This window comes from Enterococcus sp. DIV0213h, from assembly GCF_051711285.1.
Taxonomy (GTDB): domain Bacteria; phylum Bacillota; class Bacilli; order Lactobacillales; family Enterococcaceae; genus Enterococcus_D; species Enterococcus_D casseliflavus.
This window is the reverse complement of record NZ_JBIOMH010000001.1, coordinates 777,032-796,176: the sequence shown is the minus strand read 5'-3', so window position 1 is coordinate 796,176 and position 19,145 is coordinate 777,032. Positions and strand designations below refer to the sequence as shown.

The window sequence follows — 19,145 nt, the reverse complement described above, 5'->3', positions numbered from 1 at the left end:
TATTTCATTTTATAAGAAGCTGTCTCTGAAACTATCACCTTCTGAATCATTTAGGATAAGCAAAAGCATGGCTACAACTACTTAGAACTACGAGTTACTACGTCTGGAGAGCATTGCTCTTTCTAACAGCTAGTTTAAGACGACAAAACAGTCCAAACCGATATTTATCAAAAAATTATTTTATAATAATAAAAGTAAAAAATCGTATATTTTGCTACGATAAAAAGCGGGTCGGTTTTTAGGAGCATTTACAATCGAAGAGTTAAGTAGCCTTTGAGCATTTCAACAATTCCAAAAGCTTCTACTTTCTATCAATTACGCTTATATAAAATTGAAAATTAGTGACAGTCATTTTTAAAGTATCTTCGCCATAATCAAGCTAACTTCTTACATTATTTAAAAAGAATGGGGGGACAGGTGTTCATACTTCGCTGAATGAACTGAAATCAATGAAAATATCAAAAAAAATAGTATGGTCAAGTGTTGCTAGTATTCTCGTTCTAATTTTAATAGGTCTCGCTGTCTTTTTCTCCCCTAGTAATAAACCTGGGATCGTTGTCTCAAATGACTTTGGAAAGATCACCGTTCCGTTGCGAATAAATAGAACCTATTTAACTCAAACAAACACTGTCTTCTATCAGCCTGAAATACGCTCAACCAAAATAGCTCTGGAGGAGGCGAATTTATTAGGAGAAAGCACACTTTCGATAAAAATCGGTGAGGAAGAAAAAGAAATTGTTTCTTATATTGATGCCAATGTTAAGAACTTCTCTCTAGAACTAAACGTGATAGACTATGACAAAACAACAGGAAAATTAGTCTTGACTATTGCCTATCGGGATGGCTTGAATGATGAATTCAAGAACGTAACATTCGAAAGATAACTGATAAAAATCTATATTCTCGCTTATATTTAAATAGGGTTAAACAAAGAGTATCCAGAAAAAAATCAATTCTGGATACTCTTTCCTCTCTATTGAAAAGCTTTTAATTTTCAGTTTTTCTTTTTCGTCTCAAAATTACTACGAAAGAAAACAGAACAGTGATGACTCCCAAAAAGCCCATGATTCGTTGACCTGTAAGTTGTTCTCCTGTTGCAGGCAACTTATTTTTTGATTTGGTTTGTGTGTTTGTATGCTTGTTGTTATTTCCTGAGCTATTCCCGTTCTCTTCTTCCGGCGTCTTGTTTTCTGATTCTGGTGTATCTTTTCCTGAATCTTCTCCCGGTTCATTCTCTTTATCAGCACTGTAAACATAAATAACTTCTTGGAGGGCATCACTGAAGGTTCCTTTTGCATTTTTAGGCGTCTTTGAAACTCGCCAGCCAGATATTTCTTTGGCGTTGCTTTCATAAGACAAGCCAACTTTGCCACTAAGGATCGTTGGTTCAGCTAATTGATTTCCTTCCATGTCTTCATATCTTACGATAACCAGTGCTGCATCACTACGTTCATACACATAGGTAACTTCTTGCGCATTTTCACTATAAGTCCCGTTAGCGTTAGTTGGCATTTGGGAAACATACCAGCCTGGGATGGCTTTAGATTTACTTGTATATGGTAAACCTATTTTTCCACTCAATACCGTCGGTGCAGATAGTTGATTCCCTTCTTTATCTTCATACTTCACAGTAACTGGGGCTGCATCGCTACGTTCATAGACATAAATGACTTCTTGTGCCGTTTCGCTGTAAGTCCCGTTGGCGTTAGTTGGTGTTTGAGAAACGTACCAGCCATTGATTGCTTTAGATTCACTTTCATATGGCAAACCTACTTTGCCGTTCATTACGGTTGGTGTTGCCAATTCATTGCCTTCTGTATCTTCATACTTCACGGTAACTGGCGCTGCATCGCTACGTTCATAGACATAAACGACTTCTTGAGCTGTTTCACTATAAGTCCCATTAGCATTGCTTGGTGTTTGAGAAACGTACCACCCATTGATTGCTTTAGCTTCACTTTCATATGGCAAACCTACTTTGCCATTCATTACGGTTGGTGTTGCCAATTCATTGCCTTCTGTATCTTCGTATCTTACCGTCACTGGCGCTGCATCGCTACGTTCATAGACATAAATTACTTCTTGCTCATTTTCACTGTAAGTCCCGTTAGCGTTAGTTGGTGTTTGAGAAACGTACCAGCCTAGGATCGTTTTGGCTTCACTTGTATATGGCAGACCTATTTTGCCACTCAATACCGTCGGGGCAGATAGTTGATTCCCTTCTGTATCTTCATACTTGACCGTAACTGGGGCTGCATCGCTACGCTCATAGACATAGACGACTTCTTGAGCTGTTTCGCTGTAAATCCCGTTGGCATTAGTTGGCATTTGGGATACGTACCAGCCTGGGATCGTTTTGGCTTCACTTTCATATGGCAGACCTATTTTGCCATTCATTACGGTTGGTGCTGCTAATTCATTGCCTTCTGTATCTTTATACTTAACCGTAACTGGGGCTGCATCACTACGTTCATAGACATAAATGACTTCTTGTGCCGTTTCGCTAAATGTACCTGTAGCATTGCTTGGCGTTTGAGCTACAAACCAGCCTGGGATCGCTTTGGCTTCACTTTCATAGGGCAACCCTATTTTGCCATTCATTACGGTTGGTGCTGCCAATTCATTGCCTTCTGTATCTTCATACTTCACAGTAACTGGCGCTGCATCACTACGCTCATAGACATAAACGACTTCTTGTGCCGTTTCGCTAAATGTACCTGTAGCATTGCTTGGCGTTTGAGCTACAAACCAGCCTGGGATCGCTTTGGCTTCACTTTCATAGGGCAAACCTACTTTGCCATTCATTACGGTTGGTGCTGCCAATTCATTGCCTTCTGTATCTTCATACTTCACAGTAACTGGCGCTGCATCACTACGCTCATAGACATAAACGACTTCTTGTGCCGTTTCGCTGTAAGTCCCATTAGCGTTAGTTGGTGTTTGAGAAACGTACCAGCCATTGATTGTTTTAGCTTCACTTGTATAGGGTAACCCTATTTTGCCATTCATTACGGTTGGTGCTGCTAATTCATTGCCTTCTGTATCTTTATACTTAACCGTAACTGGGGCTGCATCACTACGTTCATAGACATAAATTACTTCTTGCGCGACATCACTGAAGGTCCCTATCCTATCCCCTTGGATCTCTTTCAGTGTATAGCCTGAGATATCCTTTTCTTCCGTAGTAAAGGGGTCGCCTACATACCCTGATAAAGTGACATTTGGTGCAAGCGTCTGTCCGTTTTCGTCAAGATACTTGACCGTGACATCTTCTGCAGTATTCACATACTTCACAGGTACTTGATAATTCACTAAATATTGAATGGTACCTGTACTAGCAGCTCTCTCGGTGGATAAACGATTAGGAACAAGAGAAGTGATTGACAAATAGTCAACATTGGCGGGAATATTTTTAAATTGAATCCCTTCTTCAGTCAGTTCAAACCCATCATTTTCATATAAGGGAAAGATATAGCCATTTTTATCTATCCCCAGAATCGAATAAGAATACTTTTTGTTGGACAAAGAAGAGAGCAACGCATTTCCTTGGGTATCAACCATCATACGGTCTTTATAAAGAACATCAGACTGGCCGTCTTTTACTAGCATTGGCTCTAATAGTATTTTCTCCTGAGTCATAATAGATAGTTGGGAATTTTGATGGTGTTCTGCAGATAGCTCTAACTTAGAAAAATCCGTCATGCTACTTGCATAGACCGTCAGATAATCTGTTACCCATCCACTAAGATATTGACCAACCCCAATTAATTCTTGGGCTGTCAAATAGGCATCATAATTTCCTATGTGGATATTTGAAAAAGATCCTTTTGGAAGAATGTGTGCTAGTACATTAGGACGGGTAAACAATGTTGCATTTTCAGCCATAGTGATTTTGGGAACATTCGTAGCAATAATAGACGTCGTATATAACGCCTGCAAGTTGCTAGCGTATTCTAAACCAGTAAAATCGACTACTGTGTCTTTGGCTAAAGAAGAAAAATCTAACTGTTTTAGATTCACCATATCTTCTTGAGTGATTGTATCAACTGTTTTGTTTAGCCCATTCGCTACCTCATTTTGCAAATTCTTATCTGGCATCCAAGCGTCTAATGAAACGCTGCGATTAGATGCCTCTTTCATTTCCGCTGATGATTCAGTTGCCGAGCTAGCTGTGTCTTTACTTGAATCAGGGAGGTTTTTTTCTGTACTTTCCGTCGAGCCACTTTTCTCATCATCATTAACCACTTCTTGCGATTCTGAGTTACTTGTGGTGTCACCGTTGATTTCTTCTAAAGGAGAAGAATCGACTGTTTCAGTAGTCTCCTCCACTTTTTCTAATGTTCCTAATGTCGTTATTTCTTTGTTTGATGGAATGGTTTCCTGTTCCTCAGCCATAACTTGTGCCAAAGGTGCCAACACAGGCTGACTTAACAAGATCGCCAATGACAAATAGCCCCAAAATTTCCTTTTCATAACATTCTCCTTTTATATTCGTTTAACTACGATACGCTTTCCTATCTTTCACCTATCGACAAACTTCCCCTTCTGATGATGGTGACGACTTGTTAATTACAACTTTTAGACACAGGATACCCCTGTTCATTTTGATAGTATTACATGGTTCATCATTCTGAACACGTCAACATTTGTATCAGAAATGACCAAACTTGTCAGGTTTTAACGAACAGGTTATTCAAGCATACAGATCGTTCACTTCACCTGCTCCTTCATGCTCCAAGCTTGGCCTCAGTTAGCGTTACAATCACTGATTTACATTGTTTTTTTGAATTTACACAAAAAAAAAAGAGACACATAACATGCATCTCTTTGGGCGGCCCATTGTAAGTTCAGCCTATTATTGATTTTTTACTAGTTATCCCGATACTCGATCGTCAATCCTTTTAAAAAGTTGCGAGCATATTTGTCTAAGCATGGCTTGTAATTGCGATGGCCTTCTTTGCGTAAAATGGCGCCCAGTTCACCTTTTGAAACCGTAACTCCCGCTTGCTCGAAAATGTCCAGCATTTCATCTGTTGTTAGGGAAAGGGCGATTTTTATTTTCTTCAGCATCAAATTATTTACATTGCCATTGTTCAACTCCAAGACAGGTTCTGCAGCATCTGGCTTTGTTCCTCGTTGCGAGCGAATCAAACCATTTAAGAAACGCTCAAAGGCTTCATTGGTACACTCAATCTCGTAGGTCTCAGGATCTTTTTTCTTCAATAATTGTCTTACTTCTTCTTTTGTGAAAGAAGCGCCGCCAAGTTCAAAAATTTTCACCATGTCGGTATCCTTGATATCCAAAGCATAGCGTAAACGCGTCAAGCGATCATTGTGATTCATTCTATACACCATCCATTTCTTAGGTTGATTATAACAAATAAAAATGCTTAAGAGCCATCATTTTTGAATTCCTTTGCTTGGGATTGCTAGAAAATCAATTGCCCAACGCTTAGACAACACCCGTTTGCGTTCATGTGAAAGTCACTTGTACTGATTCACGACACAATCAGTAACGACCAAAACAGTTTCTGTCGCCATCCTCTGTCTTCTTCACTGTAACATGGTACATAGATTAGGAAAATCATTCGAGTATTTTCTACTGCCGATCATTATCGATGATAAAAGGAGGTCTGCTTTATCCTTCTTTCATCATGAAGCAATCACTGAAGGAACAAAAAATGTATGATTTTCGCTTTTCAGGACAAAGGACTAGGAGGGGAAAAAATGACATTTGTGTTGATTCTATGTATAGGACTTGCCCTTGTGCTTAGTATCTATTCAACGAACAAAAGAAAAAAGAAATAAGCTTTTTCATTTACTGCTTAAAATCCCCTGATTTTCAATCTTCTTTTAAAATGGGGGGCTTAGCCGATCGTTGCCTCTATATGGATGACAGGATGCACGCTTGGTCATCGTTTCCTCATCTCTAAAAGGAACCTGCTTAAGTGTATTATTTTTCTAAACTCTTCTTATCCGCTATACTTAATTTAACGAGAAAATTTTTTGCTTAACAATAAAATAATCAAAAGCAAGGCAAGTGTTCTTGACCCTTTTGGTTGATTTTATTGTTTTATTTCGTGTAGCAGAAACAAAAAGGAGAGGAAAGAAATGAAGAAATACGGGAAATTTTTGGTGATGATTGGGGTATCGACGGTGATTATGTTTTGTATGATGTATTTCAATGTCTACGCCCTCGATCATATCTTTTTCAGCCAAACCCGCCTGTTTATGGCACTGATGATGGGCGCGATGATGGCGATCATCATGCTGTTATTTATGTGGAAGATGTATGACAACAAGAAAATGAATATCGGAATTTTAGTTGTCAGTGTTGTACTCTTTTTTGGTTCCCTGTTTATGGTCAGAAGCCAAACCGCCGTGGGAGATACGGCCTGGATGAAAGCCATGATTCCCCATCATTCGATTGCGATTTTAACCAGTAAAAATGCCGATTTGTCTGATCCAAGAGTAAAAGAACTTGCAGAAAAAATCATTGACGCACAGGAAAAAGAAATCAAGGAAATGAAAGAATTGATCGAAGAGTTGGAAAACAAATAGCCAGTTTGTGTGCTCACTCAAAGAACCAGCAGATCAACTTTATCGCCACGGTTGCGAAGCCCTTCAAGCAATGACTGAAGGGCTTCTTTTTTATCGTCAGTTGCTTTCTTTCTACTGAAAAACCCTGACCGTTATTGCATCCGTTCTTGTTTGACTTTCTTATCCACAACATGACGCTTGGCAAGCTCTTGGCGAATAGCCGCTAAATCAATCCCCATTTCTGCCATTAAAACCAATGTATGATACGCCAAATCAGCAATCTCATAAACGGTTTCTTGGCGGTCTTCCTTCATCGCCCCAATCACGACCTCGGTTGCTTCCTCGCCGATTTTTTTTAAGATTTTCTCACTGCCTTTTTCAAACAAGTAGCTGGTATAGCTACCTTCTTGCGGCGTATCTTTACGACCTTTTATCAGCTCATACAACGCATCGATGGTCGGAGAGGATTCTGTACCATAAAGCACCTCTGTAAAGCAGCTTTCTGTGCCTGTATGGCAAGCAGGTCCGTCTTTTTTTACTTTGGCGACTAAAGCATCTTGATCGCAATCTGCGGTCAATGATACTAAATGCTGGTAATTGCCGCTGGTTTCTCCTTTGCGCCACAATTCTTGGCGACTGCGGGAATAAAAGGTCATCAATCGGTCCTTCAAGGTCAAGGTCAAACTTTCTTGGTTCATATAAGCCAAGGTCAAAACTTCATTCGTTTCCACATCCTGCACGATCACTGGAACCAATCCTTGTTCATCAAATCGTACTTGCACCATGTTATCCACTCCTTCTATTGCCTATCAAAACGCCAACGCTATACGATTCGTACGGGAATATCGACGGCCTGTAATTGTTTTTTCAGCTCAGGGATTTTTACCTCGCCATAGTGAAAAATCGAGGCCGCCAACCCTGCTTCAATATTTGGCAATTGAAACAGCTCGATAAAATCGGCACTTTTGCCAGCACCACCCGATGCGACGATCGGCAGTTTGGTGATTTCGCTGACAGCTTTCAGCAAGTCGAGATCAAACCCCTGCTTCACGCCATCGGTATCCATGCTGTTGATGACTAGTTCACCAGCACCTAACTGCTCAGCTTGGCGAATCCATGCCAATGCTTCTAAGCCTGTATCTTCCCGTCCGCCTTTGGCAAACACATGCCAGTTCTCACCGACACGGCGAACATCAACGGATAAAACAACGCACTGGCTGCCATAGCGTTTCGCGCCTTCTGCAATCAACTCTGGTCTGCGAAGCGCCCCCGAATTGACGCTGACTTTGTCGGCGCCACAGTTTAAGACTCGTTCAAAATCTGCTACTTGATTGATGCCACCGCCCACCGTCAAAGGAATAAACACTTCTGACGCCACGCGCTGCAAAATGTCCGTGAATAAGCCGCGTTCTTCTGCAGAAGCAGTAATGTCATAAAAAACCAGCTCATCGGCGCCTTGTTCATTGTAAAAACGCGCCAAAGTCACTGGATCATTGACATCTTTTAAGCCAGCAAAATTGACCCCTTTCACGACTCGCCCATCTCGCACATCAAGGCAAGGAATGATTCGTTTGGCGATCATGCTTCTGCCTCCCCTGCTGCTAAGACATCCGCCAATTGGAGACTGCCGTTATATAAGGATTTCCCAACGATCACGCCAGAGATGCCCAACTGTTTTAATCCTTTGATATCTGCCAATGAAGCCACGCCGCCAGAAGCCACGATGTCGCAATCCAATTGATTGAGTTTTTCGTATAAGGGCAGATTGATGCCTTCTCCTGTACCGTCACGCGAGATTTCGGTAAAGATGATCGTTTGCGCGCCCCATTCCACCAATTGTTGGCAAAAAGTAAACGCATCTGTTGCCGTTTTCTCGAGCCAGCCTTCCACGGCCACTTTTTCTTCCTTGGCATCGACCCCAATCGCGATCTTATTACCGTATTTCTTGAGCATCGCTTTTGTGAATGCTGGGTCTTTCTGGGCAATCGTGCCGAGGATCACCCGATGAACGCCTGCTGCCAAACAATGCTGGATCGTTTCTTCCTCACGAATCCCGCCGCCAACTTCGACAAACAGATTGGTTTGCTGGACGATTTTTTTTGCGACATCAAAGTAATGGAGTTTGCCAGCTTTGGCACCATCTAAGTCGACGAGGTGCAGATAGTTGGCACCTTCTTCTTCAAATGAACGAGCAAATGCCACTGGATCATCCCCAAACACTTCTTTTTGCTCATAGTCTCCTTGGTACAAACGGACCACTTTTTGATCTAACAGATCGATTGCTGGAAAAATTTTCATAGCGGCACCTCCGTAAATGCTTTTAAAATCTTCAACCCGACAGCCCCACTTTTTTCTGGGTGGAACTGAGTACCGAAGACATTGTCTTTTTGCACGATACCGGGAATTGCTAGACCATAGTCACTGTCTGCTATGACATACTCTTGGCAATCAGTAGCAAAATAACTGTGGACATAGTAGACAAAGTCTTGTTCCCCTAGCCCGCTGACGAGAGGACTTTCCTTTCTGACAGTCAGCCGATTCCAACCAATCTGTGGCACTTTCAGATTCAGTTTGGCTTCTTCAAAGGCGCTTTGCATGGAAACGATCCGTCCTGGAATCAAACCGAGCCCCGCATGTGTGCCAAACTCCTCACTACTATCAAACAACAGCTGCATCCCTAAACAAATGCCTAAAAAGGGTTTGCCAGCTGCTGCCAATTCTTGGATTGGTTCGATCAGCGACAACTCTGCCAACTTTTGGCGGGCATCGCCAAAAGCGCCTACGCCGGGTAAAAGAATGCGGTCGGCAGCTTTTAATTCTGCTAGTGAACGCGTGATTCGGCAGTCAACCCCCAAATAATCCAGCGAACGAGACAAGCTGAACAAATTGCCGACCCCATAGTCGATGATTGCTAACATAATACGCCCCTTTCCTTATCTCATCCATCTGTGTGGAAGATACGTAATCATTTTTCCCTCATGAATCACTGGATCGTCCCTTTGGTTGAAGGGATCTCATCTGGGGCTGCTTGGTTGATCGCTACTGCTTCACCTAAAGCCCGCCCAAAGCCTTTAAAACAAGCTTCCACAATGTGGTGGCTGTTTTTGCCAGCGATTTGATGGAGATGGATCGTAGCACCTAATTCACGGGCAAAAGCAATGAAAAATTCTTCAACCAATTCCGTATCAAACTGCTGCCCGATTTTTTCGCTCGGTATCGCCAATTCTACTACTGCCATGCCGCGACCGCTGATATCGATCGCTGTCATAACTAAGGCTTCGTCCATCGGCAGCAGCATACTGCCATAACGTTTGATGCCTCGTCGCTCCCCAAGACTTTCTGAAAACGCTCGGCCAATGGCGATGGCAACGTCTTCTGTTGTGTGATGGGCATCTACTTCTGTATCGCCATCACAGACCAACGTCAAATCAAAGCGACCGTGGCGGACAAATAATTCCAGCATGTGGTCTAAAAACCCCACACCAGTCTTGATTGATTGCTGACCAGTACCATCGATCGTCAACTGCAGGTGGATCTTGGTTTCAGTCGTATTGCGGGTAACTTCTGCTTTTCTCATTCCTTCACCTCTTCTATGATCGTTGTTAACACCGTCATCAATCGTTCCATCTGGGCCCTCGTTCCTACCGTGATTCGCAAATACTCTTTGATGCGGGGCTGATTAAACCAGCGGACGAAGATTTTCTGCTCTTTCAGTGCCTGATACAACTCTTCCCCAGCAATCGCAGGGTGCCTCGCAAACAAAAAATTTCCTTGGCTGTCGGTCTGCTCAAAGCCGAGTTTCGCTAGGGCTTGCTTGCTCCACTCACGCACGTGGACCGTTGCTTGGATCTTCTCATCGACATACGCTTGTTCTTGCAAAACGGCTGCACCAGCGGCTTGGGTCAAACTATTGACATTGTAAGGATTCAAGCTAAATTTCAACCGATTCAAGTCTTGGATCAGTCCTTCATTAGCAACCGCAAAGCCTAGGCGTGCCCCTGCCAGCTGCCGAGATTTTGAAAACGTCCCCACGACTAAGAGATTTGGGTATTGATCGATCATAGAAACCATTGAAGAGCCGCCAAAATCGATATAGGCCTCATCGACAATCACTAAGCGATCGGGATGCCGTTTTAGAAAGGCACAAATTTCGCTTTGTTCTTGATAAACCCCAGTCGGCGCATTGGGATTGGCAAAAATGACAGTCCCTTTGAGCGAATCGTAGTCCGTTAACGCGATCGAGAAATCTTCTTGCAGCGGAACAACGGTGGCAGCGACTTGGTACAAGGCACTATACACTTGATAAAACCCATAGGTCACATCGGGAAAGGCGATGCCGTTTTCCGTGAAGCCTTGAAAGAGATAGGACAAGACTTCGTCACTGCCATTACCGAGAAACAGCTGGGCTGGTGTAACGCCAAGATAAGCAGCCAGAGGGGTTGTCACCACTTCAGCAGCAATATCCGAGTAACGATTCAGCTTGTGGGCGGCATCGGCAACCGCTGCTTGAACAATTGGCGCTGGCGGATAAGGACTTTCATTGGTGTTCAGTTTAATAACGGCTTGCTCGTCTACTTGTTCCCCTGGTGTATAAGGAGTCAGCTTGTGATACTTTTGATGTAAAAAGGTCATTTTTCTCCCTCTCTTCGTACATTGATCGAACGGGCATGGCCGATCAAGTCTTCGGTTTCTGCGAACAATGCTACGGCTGGACCAGCCGCCTTCATGGCTGCTTCTGGGTAATACAAGTAGCTGCTTTTCTTAATAAAATCATCCACTGATAACGGTGAGTAAAAACGGGCGGTCCCTTCTGTTGGTAGGGTATGATTTGGCCCAGCAAAATAATCTCCCAGCACTTCTGGTGTATGATGTCCTAAAAAGACACTGCCCGCATTTTCTACTTGTCCCAACAAAGCAAAAGGATCTGCCACTGCTAATTCAAGGTGTTCAGGGGCGATTTGATTGGCAATGGTAAGTGCTTCGGACAAATCATTGACCAGAATCAGCTTTCCGCTAGATTCAAGCGCCGCAGCAGCAATGTCTTTGCGGGGCAGTTCCTTCAGCTGCAAGTCAAGCTCTACTTGGACTTGTTCAATCAAGGTTGCTTCTGTTGTGACTAAGATGGCTTGCGCTAAGATATCATGCTCGGCTTGTGCCAAAAGATCCGCTGCCAGCCAGCGAGGATTTGCGCTGGCATCGGCGATGATCAGCACATCGCTGGGCCCTGCGATCATATCGATATCAACTTCGCCGTACACCATTTTTTTCGCTGTGGCGACATAAATATTTCCTGGCCCCACGATTTTGTCGACTTTGGGAATCGTTTCTGTCCCATAAGCCAATGCCGCTACGCCATGGGCACCACCGACTTTGTAGATTTCATCCACTCCAGCAACGGAAGCTGCCGCTAAGATAGCAGCTGGAACTTTTCCTTGGCTGTCCGTCGGTGTGATCATAACGATTTTTTTGACCCCGGCGATTTTTGCGGGCAGGACATCCATCAAAACCGTACTAGGATAAGCTGCTGTGCCGCCAGGAACGTAGACCCCGACTTTTGCTAGTGGCAAGACCCGCTGTCCCATCACAACGCCATTTTCCTTCGTCAAGACAAAGCCTTGCTGGACTTGCTTTTGATGAAATGCCAAAATGTTTTCCTTCGCCTGTTCCATCACCTCAAGCAGCTCAGGGGAGACGGCTTGGACAGCCGTTTCAACCTCCTCAAGACTGACGGTTAAGGAAGACAAGCTCACTTGATCGATTTCTTCAATTAATTGAAACAACGCCTGATCTCCTTGCTGCTGAACACGGGCAATGATTTGGGCGACAACGGTTGAAACATCCTTCGTTTCCGACTGTTTCCTTGCCACAATCGTTTCGATCGTATCTTTTTGGGTCGAAAAAATTCTCATAATTGCTCCCTCACCTTCTCAATCACTGTTTGAATACGTTCTTGCTTGAAACGCCACGTGGCGTGGTTGATCACTAAACGCGCTGAAGACGGCGCGATGTCTTGGATCACTTCTAAATCATTTTCTTTTAGTGTCGTCCCCGTTTCGACGATGTCAACGATCACATCGGAGAGACCTAACAAAGGAGCCAATTCAATAGATCCATGCAGTTGGATCAATTCCACCGAGCGACCTAACCCTTGATAAAACTGGCGGGTGATCTGCGGATATTTTGTGGAGACCCGCAGCGGTCGGGAGAAATCTTCCTCGAAATCCGTACGCGCAGCTACTGCCAAACGGCAGACCCCCATATGCAAATCAAGAAATTCGATGACTTCTGCCTTGCTTTCCATTAAAATATCTTTGCCTACGACACCGATATCCGCCACTCCGTGCTCCACATAGATCGCCACATCGCTCGGCTTGACTAAAAAAAAGCGCAGCTTGTTTTCTTCATCACAAAAAATTAGTTGGCGATTGTCTTTGAAGACGCCTTGCGCAGCGACTCCAGCTTTCGTGAATAAATCGTATACGGCATCCCCCATGCGGCCTTTAGGTAGCGCAATGTTCAAATAGCCTGAACTTTCGTTGTCAGTCGGCACCTTTTGCCCTACATGGTTGAGCTTCATACCAAACCCGATCGCCCCTTGCTCTTTGCCTTGCCGACTCATCAAGCGATCATAACGGCCGCCATATAAAATCGTCTCTCTTGCTTCTTCGATGAATCCTTGAAACAGCAAGCCACTGTAATAATCGGCATCATTTAAAATTGAAAAATCCAGCCTTATCCGAATGGAGGCTGACAGTTGTTCTTTTTGCAATGCTTGATACAGTTGTTTTAGTTCTGCTAAACCAGCTTGTGCTTGGGGATACTCTGCCAGCAGCTCTTTGGCCTTTTGATACTTGGTTTCAAAATCACCTGACAAACGTACCAGTTTCGCCAATTTTTCAGCTTCTGTTGCTGACAAGCCAGCCTTTTCAGTCAGTGCATCCATGCCATGGGAACTCTTGTCCCGCAGGCAGTGCAGTACCTTTTGTCGATCCGCTTCGGGGAAGCGTTGGCAGATGCCATCCAAAATCCCCATATGAGACAGATCCAAGGTCCCTTTTCCCACCTGAGCCAAACTTTCCCAAGCCAGTTTTACAACCTCCAGTTGATCTTCCCATGTGATTTGGTCAATGAGCTCCAAACCGATTTGATCGATTTTTTGGTATTCCCCTGCTTGACGATCCTGTCGATAGACATCCTCCACATAATACACTCTGCGCGCTTCTCCAGAAGGTGTATTTTTGGCAATCGACAAGGTGACATCGGGTTTTAGCGCCATCGTCCTGCCATCCGTGCCTGTAAACGTGATGATGGAAGAACCACGCAAAAACTGATCATTTTGCTGATAGTTGCGATACTCTTCAAAATTGTTCGAGTGATAAGGTGAAAAATGATGCTGCGTATACAATTTTCTTAATTTCAGTTCGACTTGTTCGGCTGGTTTCAATACATTCCATAACTCTTCCACACTTATCACTCCTATTTCATGCCACTGATTCGGCTTTCTCACTGCTAAAGGCTCGCTTTATCATCGATTCACCATCAGTTTTTCTAATAATACTAATGGTTTTGCCATAAATAAGCAATGGTATTTTTCGAAATATTCTGGAATTTTTAGTCGATTTTAAGAGAACATAGCGATGTCGTTTCTTTGTTGACGATTATTCCATCGAATCTGGAAGTCAGTTTTCCTTTCTTAATGAAGTAACTTAGTACTTGTGCATCCGCCATCACTTAGTTGCTCAACCATAAAAAAGTCCGAAATATACGACCATCTTGTTTCAGAAACTCGTTATCGATTACTCTATCTTTTGTACCGTACAAAGAATTGGCGCAAATGAAGCGATGATATGAAAATCACCCAAAACGTTCATTGTTGTACTTATCGCTTATATTACGGCACAAAAAGCACACTGCAGAAGAATCAGAGAAAACAGCTAAATAGTACATGCTCTATAGCTTAATAAGGAGAGAAAAGTAAATGAACAAACTTATAGGAAAACAAATCTCATGGAACAACGCTTTACTAGGAACAGTCCTCGCTGGTATCGGTTTGGTCGGTCTTTTGTATGCCCCTGCCATCGTCAGCATCTTCTCATTATCGATTGCCAGCTATTGGGCATTACGGCTAGTTTACGGTAAAGAAGCAGTCAAGCAGCTCTTCGGAAAACCCATCGCACCAGTGAAGACGATCAGCAAGTATTTTCTTTTAAACATCCTGATCAGCTTTCTCGTTTCTCTTGTTTTGCAATACGGACTAAAGTGGGATCTTCACGGAAATCCAGTGAACGAAGGCTTTCAATGGTTGACTCTGCTAGTTATTCCAATCATGTTACTTGGAGAAGAACTCTTTTCCATCTTCTTTTTAGCGATCTTTTCTAGTAAATGTACCTTGCCAGTTGCCAGCATCCTTTCCGCGATCATCTTTGGCTTGGTTCATTACAGCACTTATGACAACGGCAATGTTTTCCATACCTTGGTCCATATTCTTTTCATTCAAGGGGTGGCGCGCTTGCTATTTAACCAAGCTGCCATCAAGAGCAACTCGATCCTGACTAGTTGGGGCACACATGTCTTGTTCGACCTGTTTGCTATTTTAGTGGCTTATCTGACTGCTTGAGAAAAACGAAAAAGACTGATTCAATTGAAATCAGTCTTTTTTGATACAACAACTAGTTACCTGAGTATTCCTCCCTGAAAGGAAGCATTGATCGCTTTTGTGCCTTTCACGAGGTTGGGTGTTTGTTCTATTCGCTGTGTTTCATAAGAAAATGTCCTTACTTTTTAAAGGGATCCTCTTTTACTTTCTCACAAATTTCTGCTTCACTGTACACCTTCATCAGCCGCTTGACTTCGCCTTCGATATTAAAACGCAGGGCTTCTGTCGCCTTCAGGTTTTTCAAAGCTTGTTCAAGATAACAAAAAAAGGTCGTTTCCTTCATTTACCCAGCCTCCTAGTCAATCGTTGGTTTTACAGGTCACTTTAACAACGTCGCTCAACTCCTGATCAATCCCTCTAGAAAGCAAAAGGATTGTGCAGACGTTTGCTTCTTAGTGGTTACACCAGACCGTGCTTTTGGAGTGCTTGCGCAATCCCGCCGTCTTCTGGTCGAGCCGTCACCTCGTCAGCTACTGCCAATAGCTGTTCACAGGCATTGCCCATCGCAATTCCTGTCGCAACGGCTTCAAACATTTCGACATCATTATGGCCGTCACCAAACGCCAAGGTATCTTTGTTATCGATCCCTAGATGGTTCAAGAGAAAATCGATGGCTGTTTTCTTGTGGATATTCTTGATGCCGATCTCGCCACTGTCTTTGCCAAAAACAGGAACTGTACTGCGAATCATTTGGAATTGTTCGTGGTATTGGTCATGAACCTGTTCATAAGGAATGGAATGATTGATGAAGGAAACTTTGTTCACGTCATCGTAATCGATTTTCGCTTCGTCCTCGATCAATAAATCAAGGAACCACTGAATAGTTTGAACGCGTTGTTTTCCTGTTTCACTTTCAACAGGCTCACCCGCTAAGATAATCTCCAGCAAACGATTTCGTAAATTGGTACTTGCAAATAATCCTTGATTCGATTCCAAGTAATACTCGATTTGGTTTGCTTTTAAGAAATCGATCAGTCTTAATAAGGCTTCCTTTTCAAAAACTTTGTGCAAAATCACCTCATCGTGCACCTCGCAATAACCGCCGCCGGCACCAATCATTCCACTTAAAGGCAGTGCCAGTACATCTTCTGTGATTTCGGCTTTTGAACGACCTGTACACAAGAAAAATTCATGCCCCTTCTTATGTGCCGCTGTGATCGCTTGGCGAGCACTTTCAGGTACGTTTCCCGCATCATCGCACAATGTTCCATCTACATCTAAAAAGACAATTTTCTTCGTCATTTCATTCCCTCTTTCCTAACCCAATCAATAAAGTGCTCACATGAACATATTTGCTGAATCCAAGATGCCACGATCAGCCGCTTGCTATTAGTATAACAAATCACAAGATAACCTCGCTAGATTTTTTTCTTTTTAAAAAGATTGCCCTTTTTACGTCTTCTTGTGACTCCTATATCATTCGCTAAACAGCTGCTCTACTTGATAGCCTCCGCAACAAATAGATCACTCCTCGCTCAAATAGATCAAGCACCACCGAGGATCCTGATTTCGCGATACTCCTGTAAGTTCGCGATAATAATACTTATGGTCGTTTCGGATCATACTGATAACTTCTTCTTCATTCATACCGATTTCCTGACATAAATCTGTTCTCGTAGTTTCAGTCAAATCTAACAAAATTTGTATTTGGGCATCTATCGACAACAATGCACTCATTTGGTCAAAAAACGGTTTTGATCGATCTTTATAAACAGAATTGAACGCCCTGCACAACTCGAAGTAATACACGGCAAGTTTAGGATAGGTCACCAGTATCCCGGATGTTGTTAAGACTTTTTTTGAATAGGCTAGGTAGTCATTCGGTTCACTGATTTTTTTTGCTAACATTAGATCACTCCTTTTAATAATATTCTTTCATCCTTATTTCTTTTAGCTTTACTTTGATTATAAAATTTTATCCTACTCTTTTTTAATTATTTTTTATAACTAAAAGAAAAAAAGTGAGAGATGAAGGAGACTGTCTCTTCTTAGTATAAAAAAAGAGAAGTTGACTTCTCTTTTTTTAAAGTATACACTAAAATGTGTAGTTAACTACACATTTGAAGGAGTTTCTATAATGATCATCAATAAAGTACAATTTTTTCGTAAAAATAAAAAGCTGACACAAGCAGAATTGGCAAATAGGGTTGGGGTTTCTCGCAAGACGATTGTCTCTTTAGAAAAGGGCAGTTATACCCCTTCCCTTTTACTGGCTTTTCAAATTGCCAAAGCATTAAATATGGATCTGACAGAAATTTTTTCTCTTGATGAAAATAAAGAACAAATATGATTAATTTGAGGGGTGTCTTATGAGAAAAGTACTATTTGAACAAATCGGCAATATGATTGTCGCAACTCTATTTATCATCGCAGCTTGCCAGACAGTAGCTGCATCCACTTTCAGCACGGCGGATAAAAGTTTTTCTATTAATGTGACTTTTCCTTTTTCTTGGCTTATTTTCCTTTTGACTATTCTTTTCTTTTCAATTGCCAGAAAGCTGTATGAAAAGAAAATCGGCGCTGCAGATGGCTATACCCAAAAAGAAGGAGAATTAAGTGCACAAGATGAACGGGAGAAAATCGTTGGATTAGAAGCGTCAAAAACGACTTATCGAATTCTTCTTGTTTATTTAGCGTTCGTGCTGCTCTTTTTCTTGTTTGGCAATGGCTTTATCACTTCTGCCATTACCTTGAGAATTATGACTATCCTGCTGTTCGGAAGCTGTCTGGTGTTTGCTTTTTTGACTTATCTGATTTCATGGATTGTCTATGATCACAGGATGTAACATTAGCACCTATTTCAAAATAATACGGCAGAAATCTGCTCTATGCCCAACGCTCATAGAAGGAATCTTTGAGCGTTATATTTTATACCTCTGTTTAGAGCCTTTTTACCGTCTTTTAGCAATGCTCATCGATTGGAAAACCTGACTTTTTTCTCGCCGCTAAATTCTCAACAATTCAGCTTGCTTTTTTTAAAATATTGCTTCACCAAAGTTTACGAAAAAATGAATCCTATTGTGGGCATCTCTAAAATCGCCTCAAAAAAAACCTCTTAATAAAAAACTTAAGAGGTTTCGATCAAATATGCTTTGCCGGTAGTATCTCGATAGGTGCAACTTATTTGCATACAGTTTTTGTTAGGTTTTCTGATTCTAAAAAGCGAATGACTCTCCAGCATAGATCGTTTCATTGATAAATACTGTCATTTTGCAACAGATAGATCATGCATATAGAAAATCTAAAATCTCACGTGGCGCGTCTACCAAAGCATCTGGGTTTTCTTCAGAAAGCTTTTTCGGATCGTGGCTGCCCCACGTAACGGCGATCGTTTTGACACCCGCGGCTTTTCCCATTTGGATATCAAAAATAGCATCTCCTACCATGATCGTCTTTGTCGGGTCAAATTGATAGTGTGCCACGACTTTATTGATTCCTTCGGGATGAGGTTTGTAGTGGGTCACCGCATCAGAGCCGATGATCTCTTCAAAGAACGCCACAAGGTCCTGAGCAGCTAGGTTTCGTTTGACGACCGCTGTCTTTTTACTTGAAACGACGAAACAAGGTACCTTTCGTTTGTTTAAGATTTCTAAGACATGGGGAATTTCTGGAAATACTTTCAAGGTACTTTCTTCATAGGTTTGGTAATAGGCTCGGAAAATCCGAATCAATTCCGCTGCGGTTTCTTGATCTAATGGCTGTTCAGACATTTTAAAAAATGATTCTTCGATCGGTATCCCCATATAATGTTCAATGACTACTTCACTGGGTACTTTGAGTCCCATCTCTTTAAAAGCTGCTTTTGTCGCCTTCACACTACATTCTTTTGAATCCAATAAAGTTCCATCTAAATCAAATATCACACATTCAACCTGCTTCACGATATTTCCTCCTCCAAAAGGTATTCCATCAATTTTCTACAAATGCTTTTTTCATTTACGCAGTATTT

The 19,145-nt window shown here is 42.3% G+C and carries 19 protein-coding genes; 5 read left to right on the top strand and 14 right to left on the bottom strand.

The genetic code is table 11. The annotated features are described in order from the left end of the window. Window positions 1–449: 449 nt before the first annotated feature. Window positions 450–884, top strand: coding sequence for a hypothetical protein (locus tag IGI77_RS03690; protein ID WP_438769497.1), 435 nt, complete (start codon window positions 450–452; stop codon window positions 882–884). Window positions 885–987: 103 nt separating this feature from the next. On the opposite strand, the gene IGI77_RS03685 is transcribed toward IGI77_RS03690, so the two are convergent. Further along, window positions 988–4,473 (bottom strand): MucBP domain-containing protein, encoded by a 3,486-nt coding sequence (locus IGI77_RS03685; RefSeq protein ID WP_438769496.1) that lies wholly within the window; start codon window positions 4,471–4,473, stop codon window positions 988–990. 396 nt (window positions 4,474–4,869) lie between these two features. After that, window positions 4,870–5,343, bottom strand: coding sequence for a DUF1456 family protein (locus tag IGI77_RS03680; RefSeq protein WP_438769495.1), 474 nt, complete (start codon window positions 5,341–5,343; stop codon window positions 4,870–4,872). 768 nt (window positions 5,344–6,111) lie between these two features. Here IGI77_RS03680 and IGI77_RS03675 point away from each other — a divergent pair. Beyond that, window positions 6,112–6,561 carry a DUF305 domain-containing protein gene (locus IGI77_RS03675; protein WP_005225207.1) on the top strand — a complete coding sequence of 150 codons (450 nt, stop codon included), beginning with the start codon at window positions 6,112–6,114 and terminating at the stop codon, window positions 6,559–6,561. A 131-nt stretch (window positions 6,562–6,692) separates the two neighbouring features. Here IGI77_RS03675 and hisIE read toward each other — a convergent pair whose 3' ends face one another. The 8 genes from hisIE to hisG all read right to left on the bottom strand — a co-directional run bounded on the left by hisIE (window position 6,693) and on the right by hisG (window position 14,005). Then, window positions 6,693–7,325, bottom strand: a complete 633-nt coding sequence (gene hisIE, locus IGI77_RS03670) for a bifunctional phosphoribosyl-AMP cyclohydrolase/phosphoribosyl-ATP diphosphatase HisIE (RefSeq protein WP_010747556.1) — start codon at window positions 7,323–7,325, stop codon at window positions 6,693–6,695. 38 nt (window positions 7,326–7,363) lie between these two features. Then, entirely contained in the window at window positions 7,364–8,122 is a 759-nt protein-coding gene (gene hisF / locus IGI77_RS03665; protein WP_005225205.1) for an imidazole glycerol phosphate synthase subunit HisF, read from the bottom strand. Further along, window positions 8,119–8,838: a 1-(5-phosphoribosyl)-5-[(5-phosphoribosylamino)methylideneamino]imidazole-4-carboxamide isomerase gene (gene hisA / locus IGI77_RS03660; protein WP_015509107.1), complete on the bottom strand. Its 720-nt coding sequence runs from the start codon at window positions 8,836–8,838 to the stop codon at window positions 8,119–8,121. The genes hisF and hisA overlap by 4 nt, the downstream gene beginning before the upstream one ends. Beyond that, window positions 8,835–9,458 (bottom strand): imidazole glycerol phosphate synthase subunit HisH, encoded by a 624-nt coding sequence (gene hisH, locus IGI77_RS03655; RefSeq protein WP_015509106.1) that lies wholly within the window; start codon window positions 9,456–9,458, stop codon window positions 8,835–8,837. The genes hisA and hisH overlap by 4 nt, the downstream gene beginning before the upstream one ends. 65 nt (window positions 9,459–9,523) lie before the next feature. Further along, window positions 9,524–10,117, bottom strand: a complete 594-nt coding sequence (hisB, locus tag IGI77_RS03650) for an imidazoleglycerol-phosphate dehydratase HisB (protein WP_005225202.1) — start codon at window positions 10,115–10,117, stop codon at window positions 9,524–9,526. Continuing rightward, complete coding sequence (gene hisC / locus IGI77_RS03645) at window positions 10,114–11,172, bottom strand: histidinol-phosphate transaminase (protein ID WP_151195697.1); 1,059 nt, start codon at window positions 11,170–11,172, stop codon at window positions 10,114–10,116. Before hisC ends, hisB begins: the two co-directional genes overlap by 4 nt. Further along, window positions 11,169–12,449: a histidinol dehydrogenase gene (gene hisD, locus IGI77_RS03640; protein WP_438769494.1), complete on the bottom strand. Its 1,281-nt coding sequence runs from the start codon at window positions 12,447–12,449 to the stop codon at window positions 11,169–11,171. The genes hisC and hisD overlap by 4 nt, the downstream gene beginning before the upstream one ends. Then, complete coding sequence (hisG, locus tag IGI77_RS03635) at window positions 12,446–14,005, bottom strand: ATP phosphoribosyltransferase (protein ID WP_010747551.1); 1,560 nt, start codon at window positions 14,003–14,005, stop codon at window positions 12,446–12,448. The genes hisD and hisG overlap by 4 nt, the downstream gene beginning before the upstream one ends. A 513-nt stretch (window positions 14,006–14,518) precedes the next feature. On the opposite strand from hisG, the gene IGI77_RS03630 reads away from it, so the two are divergent. Further along, entirely contained in the window at window positions 14,519–15,157 is a 639-nt protein-coding gene (locus IGI77_RS03630) for a CPBP family glutamic-type intramembrane protease (protein ID WP_074536369.1), read from the top strand. Window positions 15,158–15,314: 157 nt separating this feature from the next. Here IGI77_RS03630 and IGI77_RS03625 read toward each other — a convergent pair whose 3' ends face one another. The 3 genes from IGI77_RS03625 to IGI77_RS03615 all read right to left on the bottom strand — a co-directional run bounded on the left by IGI77_RS03625 (window position 15,315) and on the right by IGI77_RS03615 (window position 17,044). Then, window positions 15,315–15,479 (bottom strand): hypothetical protein, encoded by a 165-nt coding sequence (locus IGI77_RS03625; RefSeq protein WP_164888623.1) that lies wholly within the window; start codon window positions 15,477–15,479, stop codon window positions 15,315–15,317. Between the two features lie 116 nt (window positions 15,480–15,595). Next, window positions 15,596–16,438 (bottom strand): Cof-type HAD-IIB family hydrolase, encoded by an 843-nt coding sequence (locus IGI77_RS03620; protein ID WP_438769493.1) that lies wholly within the window; start codon window positions 16,436–16,438, stop codon window positions 15,596–15,598. 222 nt (window positions 16,439–16,660) lie between these two features. After that, on the bottom strand, window positions 16,661–17,044 hold the full coding sequence (locus tag IGI77_RS03615; protein ID WP_438769492.1) for a DUF7006 family protein: 384 nt from the start codon (window positions 17,042–17,044) through the stop codon (window positions 16,661–16,663). Between the two features lie 229 nt (window positions 17,045–17,273). Between IGI77_RS03615 and IGI77_RS03610 the strand changes: the two genes are divergently transcribed. Together IGI77_RS03610 and IGI77_RS03605 are read left to right on the top strand one after the other, a co-directional pair. Beyond that, the gene (locus IGI77_RS03610) at window positions 17,274–17,486 is read left to right on the top strand and encodes a helix-turn-helix transcriptional regulator (RefSeq protein ID WP_015509098.1); all 213 of its coding nucleotides are present in this window, start codon (window positions 17,274–17,276) and stop codon (window positions 17,484–17,486) included. A 19-nt stretch (window positions 17,487–17,505) separates the two neighbouring features. Continuing rightward, window positions 17,506–17,982 (top strand): hypothetical protein, encoded by a 477-nt coding sequence (locus tag IGI77_RS03605; RefSeq protein ID WP_428213921.1) that lies wholly within the window; start codon window positions 17,506–17,508, stop codon window positions 17,980–17,982. A 438-nt stretch (window positions 17,983–18,420) separates the two neighbouring features. Here the strand turns inward: IGI77_RS03605 and IGI77_RS03600 are convergent, their stop codons facing one another. Next, on the bottom strand, window positions 18,421–19,077 hold the full coding sequence (locus IGI77_RS03600) for an HAD family hydrolase (RefSeq protein WP_213357054.1): 657 nt from the start codon (window positions 19,075–19,077) through the stop codon (window positions 18,421–18,423). Window positions 19,078–19,145: the final 68 nt, after the last annotated feature.